8 protein-coding genes and 4 pseudogenes are annotated in these 9,002 nt (G+C 53.8%); 4 read left to right on the forward strand and 8 right to left on the reverse strand.

The window, feature by feature from the left end; all coding sequences use genetic code 11:
* Together J2D75_RS14710 and J2D75_RS13840 are read right to left on the reverse strand one after the other, a co-directional pair.
* Window positions 1-150 (reverse strand): type II toxin-antitoxin system RelB/DinJ family antitoxin (locus J2D75_RS14710; RefSeq protein ID WP_207855383.1); only part of this gene is annotated, 150 nt, incomplete at its 3' end.
* A 215-nt stretch (window positions 151-365) separates the two neighbouring features.
* Window positions 366-648: pseudogene (locus J2D75_RS13840) on the reverse strand (transposase); the annotation flags it as partial.
* Between the two features lie 67 nt (window positions 649-715).
* Between J2D75_RS13840 and J2D75_RS14730 the strand changes: the two are divergent.
* A pseudogene (locus tag J2D75_RS14730) lies at window positions 716-829 on the forward strand (YciI family protein); the annotation flags it as partial.
* Window positions 830-1,134: 305 nt separating this feature from the next.
* On the opposite strand, the gene glsA reads toward J2D75_RS14730, so the two are convergent.
* The 6 genes and pseudogenes from glsA to J2D75_RS13870 form a co-directional block, all read right to left on the reverse strand.
* Entirely contained in the window at window positions 1,135-2,193 is a 1,059-nt protein-coding gene (gene glsA, locus J2D75_RS13845; RefSeq protein ID WP_207855377.1) for a glutaminase A, read from the reverse strand.
* A gap of 340 nt (window positions 2,194-2,533) precedes the next feature.
* Window positions 2,534-2,904 (reverse strand): annotated as a pseudogene (locus J2D75_RS13850) (hypothetical protein); the annotation flags it as partial.
* A 134-nt stretch (window positions 2,905-3,038) separates the two neighbouring features.
* Window positions 3,039-3,410 (reverse strand): annotated as a pseudogene (locus J2D75_RS13855) (ABC transporter ATP-binding protein/permease); the annotation flags it as partial.
* Window positions 3,407-5,329, reverse strand: a complete 1,923-nt coding sequence (thrS, locus tag J2D75_RS13860) for a threonine--tRNA ligase (RefSeq protein ID WP_207855384.1) — start codon at window positions 5,327-5,329, stop codon at window positions 3,407-3,409. The gene thrS and the pseudogene J2D75_RS13855, both read right to left, overlap by 4 nt.
* Window positions 5,326-5,832 carry a Fur family transcriptional regulator gene (locus J2D75_RS13865; protein WP_207855378.1) on the reverse strand — a complete coding sequence of 169 codons (507 nt, stop codon included), beginning with the start codon at window positions 5,830-5,832 and terminating at the stop codon, window positions 5,326-5,328. The genes thrS and J2D75_RS13865 overlap by 4 nt, the downstream gene beginning before the upstream one ends.
* Window positions 5,829-6,455: a DUF1826 domain-containing protein gene (locus tag J2D75_RS13870; RefSeq protein ID WP_207855379.1), complete on the reverse strand. Its 627-nt coding sequence runs from the start codon at window positions 6,453-6,455 to the stop codon at window positions 5,829-5,831. Before J2D75_RS13870 ends, J2D75_RS13865 begins: the two co-directional genes overlap by 4 nt.
* 185 nt (window positions 6,456-6,640) lie before the next feature.
* On the opposite strand from J2D75_RS13870, the gene folE reads away from it, so the two are divergent.
* From folE to zigA, 3 genes are read left to right on the forward strand one after another with little or no spacing between them, the layout of a single operon-like run.
* A complete protein-coding gene (gene folE, locus J2D75_RS13875) occupies window positions 6,641-7,252 on the forward strand; it encodes a GTP cyclohydrolase I FolE (protein WP_207855380.1) in 612 nt (203 codons plus the stop codon).
* Window positions 7,249-7,758: a phosphoribosyl-AMP cyclohydrolase gene (gene hisI, locus J2D75_RS13880; RefSeq protein ID WP_207855381.1), complete on the forward strand. Its 510-nt coding sequence runs from the start codon at window positions 7,249-7,251 to the stop codon at window positions 7,756-7,758. The genes folE and hisI overlap by 4 nt, the downstream gene beginning before the upstream one ends.
* A gap of 13 nt (window positions 7,759-7,771) precedes the next feature.
* Window positions 7,772-9,001 (forward strand): zinc metallochaperone GTPase ZigA, encoded by a 1,230-nt coding sequence (zigA, locus tag J2D75_RS13885; protein WP_207855382.1) that lies wholly within the window; start codon window positions 7,772-7,774, stop codon window positions 8,999-9,001.
* Window position 9,002: the final 1 nt, after the last annotated feature.

A 9,002-nucleotide genomic window follows, 5' to 3' on the forward strand; every position in this document is an offset into this window, starting at 1 on the left:
AACATGCCGCGAAACGGGCAGTTTTCCGGTCTGCACGACATATTCGAAGGTCTGGCGGATCAGGTCGGACGGCGTCACGCCCAGCTCCGCGAGACGGGCATAAGCCTGATCCTTCAGGGTGCTGTCGATCCTCAGATTGATGGACGCCATACTCTTTTCTCCTTGCCAGATACGCACAAAAATACGCCTTCACAAACGTGAAGGCAAGGAGTTCTAATTCAACCTAACTGACCATTAACTTGAATCTTGTTTCTTTTCTCATTTCTGCCCCCTCCCCCGTTTTTATGTCCGATAATTTCTCTTGTCGGACATAAAAAATCCGGACACAAAGCCAATCGAAAAAAACCAGAATATGAGGATAATGAGCCTAGAAAGCGCATGAACGACAGGTGGCCGTCGCTCAGATATTCTGTCCGTTCATCAGACAAGTTGTTCAGCGTCTGGATGACCAGAATTTTTAATATCAGCACCGGATCAAACTGCGGACATCTGACTTTACTTCCGTCTGAATAGGCCGGAGTTTTTTCCAGATCAGGGCGGAACGCCTGAAAATCTAAAGTCCGGGAAAAAGCTTCGAGTTGAATCCCCAAGCCCGCTCAGCCGAGCAAGGTAATCTTCAACATCAAAGAAACCAGTCTGCTTCTTCAACTTCCGTCCCCAACAAACGCTGAAAAAATGCAATCATACAGAACAGGTCAGCGCCACGAGGCTTTTCGAACCCTCCATTTGCGATCTGCGGATCGAAGAGTGGGTCCCTCTTTTCGGTTGTCTTTCAGATCATTCGACAGGAGCCCTCCCGCCAAAATTGAAGTCTCTTTTTCCTTCATGACGATAGTGCTCGTTTTCTTTCGGACATAAATTTTTAGGAGGCTTTACGCTATCGAGCCCTAACCAATGTGATGCTGCGGGGGTGTACGTAGGGATTCATCGTCCGATGCGCCTAACTCATCTCTGATGAGCCCAGATCTATGGGACTCTGCGCTTGAAATCTTCCGTATGTACCATGGCTCGCTGATCATGTGCGAGCTTCAAACGCGTAGATAACCAACATAAATCTCTAACGCTTTATTTGACCCTCTATTAGGTAGAAGGGACAGGAAAAACTACGATATGTATCTTTTCACACACTCTATTTTAATTGCCTTTGGCAGAAAAAATATTAATTCCCAAAGCTTCAGAAATAAATTGTAACGCGAGTTGGCCTCGGACGCTATTTCCAGCTGCATCAAGGTGAGATGAGTAAACACCAATTGCCATCTTTCCTGGCACAACTGCGACAATTCCCCCACCAACACCACTTTTCCCTGGTAAACCAACTTTAAAGAGCCACTCCCCGGATGTATTATAAAGACCCGCTGTCGCCATGACAGCTAAAACATGTGCGCTTGTTGCCGCGTTAACTACAGGGACATGTGAGAGAGGATTGGTTCCACCATTAGCAAGTGTGGCACCCATGATCGCCAGATCAAGGGCATTGACTTCGTAAGAGCATTCACGGGTGTACAGATCAACTGTTTCCGATGGATCTGCGTAAAGAGCATTGTAACTTTTAAGCAGCACTGCAATGGCCTGATTGTGTTGATTGTTGGCCATTTCGGATTGATAGACGTCCTCATTCAAGTGTAGGGGATGTCCAGCAAAGGCTGAAGCAGTATCAAGAACACTCTTCCATTTTTTCTCTAATGTCTGCCCTTCGACCAAACTGGCCGTTGCAATAGCGCCCGCGTTTACTAATGGATTACCCGTAGGAGGGCCACCACCCAGTTTGTCATTATTTAATTCTATGGATAAAACTGAGTTAAAAGGTAAGCCGGTCGCGTTGACGCCAATCTTACGTAATACAGTATCTGTTCCCTTTTTTTGGATCACAGATGCTAGCGTAAATATTTTAGCAACAGATTCCACCGGAAATTTATATTCTACATTACCTTTTTTGAATATTTTCCCATCTACTGTTACAATAGCAATACCATAAAGTTTACTATCCGCTTTGGATAGGTATGGAATGTAGCTGGCATTTTCACCATCTTCCATGGATTTAAATTTTATATATGCTTGGTCGATTGTATTTTGGATCATGGACGATGATATTTGTGGTTCTTTGTCTCTGGCCATAACGTAGTGGCCGGGCGACGTCAAACTTGCACTAGCTAGTGCCAAAAATGTGCAACGGGCCAAAATATTTTTTTTCATTGTTTCACTACCTTTTTATCTGCATATAATAGATAATAAAAATAAAATAACAAACAGTTAATGTAATTAAAAATATGTTTTGGATTTATAATATTGTTTTGGTATTTATGGACTATAAAGTAAATCATGGATGCGCCATAAATCATCTTACGTTGAACGTGGAGAGATTGAGGAACCGTGAGTTGATGCGGTTGTCTCGTGATTTTTGGTTTTTAGCGTTCTGATTGACGGTTCTTAGAATGGCCTTTGCTCTGTATTTTGAGCAGATCGAGGACTTCCCTCTATTGGGTTACCACGCGCTTGCGTTCAGTCTCTGCATGAAGATGAAGCTGTGCATATTCTAAACGATATTGGCCAACCCGATCCTCATGGTGATCCGGGTGATGCCCACTGTCAGGATAAACAGTCCCGTCTGTGGTTTCTGATTAGCAAAGACGTGTTCACCGTGGCAGCGGATCACCGATTTTCCAGCATTGGAGCGCTGGATCTGGCGAGATCCGTTGCGTGCATGCTCCCATTTTCATGTCGCTTCGCCTTAGTGAACTTCAGTGTCCAGCGCACATGACGGTCCTTGTTCGACAGTTTAGACGGCTTATACTACCTGTTCTGTGGTATCCGTCCCTCCCGGAGATCCGCTTGCTCAGCGTTGGTAGTATGTCGCTTTGGAGCTGACACCAACGTTGCATTCAGAATTTGGCCCGACATATGGAGTGCCGGGTTGCGAGACATCATTGGCATAATCAAAGATTTCGTTAACCTGCCTCATAATGTTATGGTGCACTATTTTTACATAGTCAGGATTACGGAAGGCGGGATGTTTTTCAAGTTCGGAAAGCGACGTTCTAGTCAAGCCACTGACTGACCATGCGATGTGTGAGCCAGCGCCGCCAGCGCAGTTGCAGTAATTGTTGCAGGTAGGTGGCGTATACCGCCGCCAGCAGGGTAGGAACGGCGATGATGAAGAAGCCGGGGATCAGCATCGTCGGGGTGCGAACGAACCAGAACAGACCACGCAGGAAGGATGTGACGTCCCGCTGCTGCAGCGCGGTATAGAAAATATTCCGCGAAAACGATTGCAGCACATCCGCTCCCACGAGCAGAAGGGTCAGCCCCAGTACGACGCCAAGCAAACCCCACGCAGACTTTCGTTCATCCGAGGTGAAATAGGGGCGGCTCAGGTACCAGAGATCCGCGAGAGCAGCGCCTAGTCCTCTCATGTGCCAAAGACCTGGAGCAGGCGGGAGCGGGAGGCGTCAGCCAGCAGGTTGATGGCCGTTTCCATAGCTATTGTTGGTGCATCCGGGTTTCCATACTCCCGGATGGAGACGGTTCCCGCCTGCGCTTCTTTCTTCCCGACGATCAGCAGTACGGGTACTTTCGCGAGACTGTGTTCACGGATCTTATAGGCAATTTTCTCGTTACGCAGATCGGGTACCACGCGGACGCCACGCTGGCGGAGTGCTTTGATCAGATCGTCCGCGTAATCGTCTGCGGCGGCGGTGATTGTCGCCACAACGACCTGAACGGGAGCGAGCCAGAAGGGCAGATGGCCGGCATGGTGTTCAAGGAGAATGCCGATGAAACGTTCCAGCGAACCGAACAGGGCGCGGTGCAGCATGACGGGCGGATGCTTGTCCCCATCCGCGCCGACATAATGCGCGTCCAGACGCTGAGGCAGATTGAGATCGACCTGCACGGTACCGCACTGCCAGTCTCGTCCGATTGCATCACGCAGTACGAATTCCAGCTTGGGGCCGTAAAAGGCGCCTTCCCCCGGATTGCGCGTGTAGGAAAGGCCCGAAGCTTCGACCCCGCGCCGTAACGCGTCCTCTGAGCGATCCCAGATCTCGTCCGATCCGACACGTTTTTCGGGCCGGTCGGAGAATTTGATACGGACATCGTTGAAGCCAAAATCTTTATAGATCGAAAGCACGAGATGGCAGATCCGCTGCGTCTCAGCTTCCATCTGCTCCGGCGTGCAGAAAATATGCGCGTCATCCTGCGTAAATGCCCGCACGCGCATGAGGCCATGCAGCGCCCCTGACGGTTCGAAGCGGTGGACCTTGCCGAATTCAGCCATCCGCAGGGGCAGGTCACGATAACTCTTCAGGCCATGACGGAAAACCTGCACCCCACCGGGGCAATTCATAGGTTTGAGAGCATAGGTGCGGCCTTCGGTTTCGGTGGTGAACATGTTCTCCCCGAATTTTTCCCAGTGGCCGGAAGCCTGCCAGAGAGACAGATCCATAATGTCGGGCGTATTGATCTCTACATAGTTCTCGTCCTGCTGGCGCGCGCGTAAATAAGCAAGAAGCGCCTGGAACAGTGTCCAGCCGTTTGGATGCCAGAATACTGCTCCCGGTGCTTCAGGCTGGAAATGGAACAGATCCATCTCACGCCCGAGACGGCGATGATCACGGCGTGCCGCTTCTTCCTGGCGCTGCTCCCACGCCGCAAGTTCGTCCGCATCACGACAGGCCGTGCCATGAATCCGCTGTAGCATCGGATTGTTCCGGTCACCTTTCCAGTAGGCACCGGCTGTGCCGAGAAGCCGAAAGGCGTGTCCGATCTGCTCGGTGCTAGCGAGATGTGGCCCCCGGCAGAGATCGACGAAGTTGCCCTGTCGGTAAAAGTTCAGGATAGCATCAGCAGGTAGGGACCGGATGATCTCCGCCTTGTAGGGCTGTCGGTTCTCCTGACACCAGGCAAGTGCGCTCTCACGCGTCCATTCTTCCCGGATGATCGCTTCGTCCCGATCGACAATCTCATGCATACGGGCTTCGATCCGCACGAGATCATCATCTGTGAAAGGGCGCTCAACAGCGAAGTCATAGAAAAATCCCTGCTCCGTGGCTGGTCCTGTAGCAAGGGCGGTGCCGGGAAAGAGTTCGCTGACGGCCTGCGCCAGAACATGGGCGGTGTCATGCCGGATCAGGGAAAGCGCATCGGCGTCCGACCGGAAAACAGGCTCAGAAGGTCGGTCGCCTGACATGATTGCCGAAAGGTCGGAGAGAGCGCCGTCCACACGCCGGGCGAGAACATCCTTTGGGGAATATGATGTGGAACGGGAAGCGATGGTGGTCGATGACATGGGAGAACCTTGACGAAGAAGGGCTATGAGAGGGCAGCGGCTCATTTGGGGGCGCGTGTCGGAAGATCGTTCTGATCGGGGTGTTGCGACGCGGACGAGAAAGAAGGGCAGGTACTGCACTGCGCGCAGACGCCCTGTAATTCCATCACCCGGTGCCTGACCTGGAATCCAAGGGTCTCGGCTGCGCTGTCAATTAACTGACAGGATGACGTGTTTTCCACCGCCTGAGCGGCGCCACATCGATCGCAGATACAGTAGACGAGGCGCGACGGATTGCTTGTCTGGATCCGAACGAAGGCATTTCGACTTTCGAGCCGTCCGATGAGCCCGTCGGCAATCAGCTTTTCCAGGGCCCTATAAATTGTAGGCGGGGCGAGGGGGCGACTATCCGGACGACTGACACACCGGAGGATATCGTAAGCTGATAACGGTAAATCTGTTTTAGTCAGCGCATCGAGCACATCACTCAGCAAAGAGGTAGTCCGGCCATTTGGGGTATTGGAAACCTGATCGACGCTGCGAGAAGGCTGTGTGACACGTTCTTTCATCGGGAAACTGTATCCATCACAAGGATTGTCCCCGGCATCGGACCGTTTGGGACATTGGCCGGGAGACGATGGAAGCAGCCAGGTTCGCTTTCAGCCGCGCCCTTGATAAACGCAACGGCGAAAGACGACAGGGCACTGACAATGCCGCTCTTCGGGTCCTGACTGCTGCACCACTCCGCCCCGGTGTGCCCATAGCCACAGATCAGCCTGAGTACATCGGGGGGCAACTCGAACGCAGCCTCACCACTGGGGGGCGTCATCAGCCGGATGTGCTGCCGGACGCCTCCTGTCAGAACACCGAACAGAGAGGACAGATCCTTGACATCAGTCAGAATGACGGGAGGCCAATCCTGACGCACAGCCGGGGTCTCAAGGCAATCCGCGATCTCTGAAGGCGTGCCGAAGAGAGTGAGGGGAGACGAGGAACTCGACCACTCTGTGAGGGATATCTCCCATGCCACCGGAACCCTGCGGCCCCATACGACCATATCAACATCGGGCCTTTGCAGATCCATCACGACTGCCGCGTGAGCACACGCAACCACATGCGGTGCGGGATAGGCTAAGGCAGCGTCTTCTGGCGTATCGATCTTTGGCGCAGGCCAGCTCTCCATGAACAACATGGCACCGGGACGCTCCTGATCGTTGAAGACTGGAGATTCTGGTTTTGGTGATGAGAAACGTGAGATTTCCATCGTTGGCTGAGGCTGTGTGAAAATAGGCATGGTTCCGGAGCTTGACGGGAAGTGGCTGACACCCATAATGTTATATTATAACATAACATAGTCAATGACGGGATGAGGGCTGAATGGACGCACTGATTGAAACGGCCCGGAAAGTCCGGGCGCGACCGACACGGGCTCAGGCAGAAGAGGCGGTGCGGACTCTGCTCGCCTGGACCGGTGATGATCCCGATCGTGAAGGGCTTGTCGGCACGCCTGACCGTGTGGTGCGGGCCTATGAAGAGTTTTTCGAGGGGTATCAGGATGATCCGGTCGCTCTTCTGGAGCGGACCTTCGAAGAGACCGGAAACTATAACGAAATGGTGGTGCTGCGCGACATCCGGCTGGAATCCCATTGTGAACATCATATTATTCCGCTGATCGGTAAGGCGCATGTGGCTTACCTGCCCGACAGGCGGGTGGTCGGCATCAGCAAGCTGGCGCGTCTCGTGGACGTCTTCGCCCATCGTCTTCAGATTCAGGAAAAACTGACGGCGCAGATCGCTGATACAATCCAGAGCGTTCTTCAGCCGCGCGGCGTCGCGGTCGTGATCGACGCGGCGCATCAGTGCATGACCACACGTGGGGTGCATAAGCCGGGTGTGAGCATGGTCACCAGTCGCCTGCTGGGCGAGTTCGAGACGTCGGAACCCTTGCGTCGCCAGTTCTTCGCTATGGCGGGAATGGGGGGCGTATGATGGGCGAAGCTCTCCTTTCTGCATCAACAGCGTTCCAACCTCGTGTCTCTATCGAGCAGGTCGAGGAAGGAACCGATCTCGCACCGCGTTTCGACGTCAGAGGACTGCTGACCGTGGTCACGACGGACGCAGAGAGTGGGGATGTGATGATGGTCGGCGTCATGAACGCCGAGGCGCTTGCCCGCACCATCGAAACCCGCGAGGCGCATTACTGGAGCCGAAGTCGCCAGTGCCTCTGGCGGAAAGGGGCCACGAGCGGGCTGATCCAGCATGTCATCGAAATGCGGATCGACGACGATCAGGACGCGGTCTGGTTGCGCGTGCGCACTGCGGGCACAGGAGCGAACTGCCATGTGGGTTATCGAAGCTGCTTTTACCGGCGTGTCGATCTCCCTGCTGATGAAGTCATTTCGGCGTCAGCGGCTGAGCTTGTCTTTTGCGAAGCGCACAAGACTTTCGATCCTCTCGTTGTCTATGGCGACGTCCCGAACCCGACGCAGCTCTAGAGGAGAAACGCTTATGAACAACAGACTTCCCGTCACCGTGCTGTCCGGCTTTCTGGGCGCGGGCAAGACGACCCTGCTCAATCATGTTCTGAATAACCGTCAGGGCTATAAGGTCGCGGTGATCGTAAATGATATGAGCGAGGTCAATATCGACGCCGATCTGGTGCGCGAAGGCGGCAGCAATTTGTCGCGCACCGATGAGAAGCTGGTCGAAATGACCAATGGCTGCATCTGCTGCACCCTGCGCGATGATCTGTTGCAGGAAGTGCGGCGGCTCGCGGAGGAGCGGAAATTCGATTATCTGCTCATTGAATCCACGGGCATCGCGGAACCATTGCCTGTCGCTGCGACGTTCGAATTCCGTGACGAGAATGATGTCAGCCTGAGCGATATCGCACGTCTAGATACGATGGTGACCGTCGTGGATGCGGTCAATCTCCTGCGCGACTATTCCTCCAGCGATTTCCTGAAGGATCGGGGCGAAACAGCCGGGGAGGACGACGAGCGTGCACTGGTTGATCTGCTCGTCCAGCAGATCGAGTTTGCCGATGTCGTGGTGATCAACAAGGTCTCCACCGCCACGCCGGATCAGGTGGACGCGGCGCGGAAGATCATTCGTGCGCTGAATTCAGACGCCGACATCATTGAGACCGATATGGGACGGGTTCCTGTTGAACGGATCCTGAATACCGGTCGCTTCGATTACGACAAGGCGCACCAGCATCCGTTGTGGTTCAAGGAACTTTACGGGTTTGCCAATCATGTTCCTGAAACGGACGAATATGGCATTCGCAATTTCGTCTACCGGGCGCGGCGTCCGTTCGAGCCCGCAAAATTCCAGGCCTTTCTTGACCGGAACTGGCCGGGTGTCGTGCGCGCCAAAGGTCATTTCTGGCTGGCCACACGCCCGGACTGGGTAGGAGAAATGAGTCAGGCCGGAGCCCTTGTGCGGAGCGAAGCAATGGGGTTGTGGTGGGCCGCGATTCCGAAAAACCAGTGGCCGGACAGCGATCAGTGGCGGGATTTCGTTCTGGGGAACTGGGATTCCGTCTATGGCGACCGGCGGCAGGAAATCGTCTTCATCGGCACGGCGGAGATGGATGAAGCAGGACTGCGCCGGGACCTTGATGCCTGTCTTGTGCCGGATCTCGGAGATACCCCTTTCGAGCCGTCACGCTACGCACACCTCCCCGATCCTTTTCCAGCCTGGCGTCGCCAGTCGGAAAGTCTTGAACCGGCCTGAT

It is taken from the genome of Acetobacter suratthaniensis (genome assembly GCF_017377745.1).
Taxonomy (GTDB): Bacteria; Pseudomonadota; Alphaproteobacteria; order Acetobacterales; family Acetobacteraceae; genus Acetobacter; species Acetobacter suratthaniensis.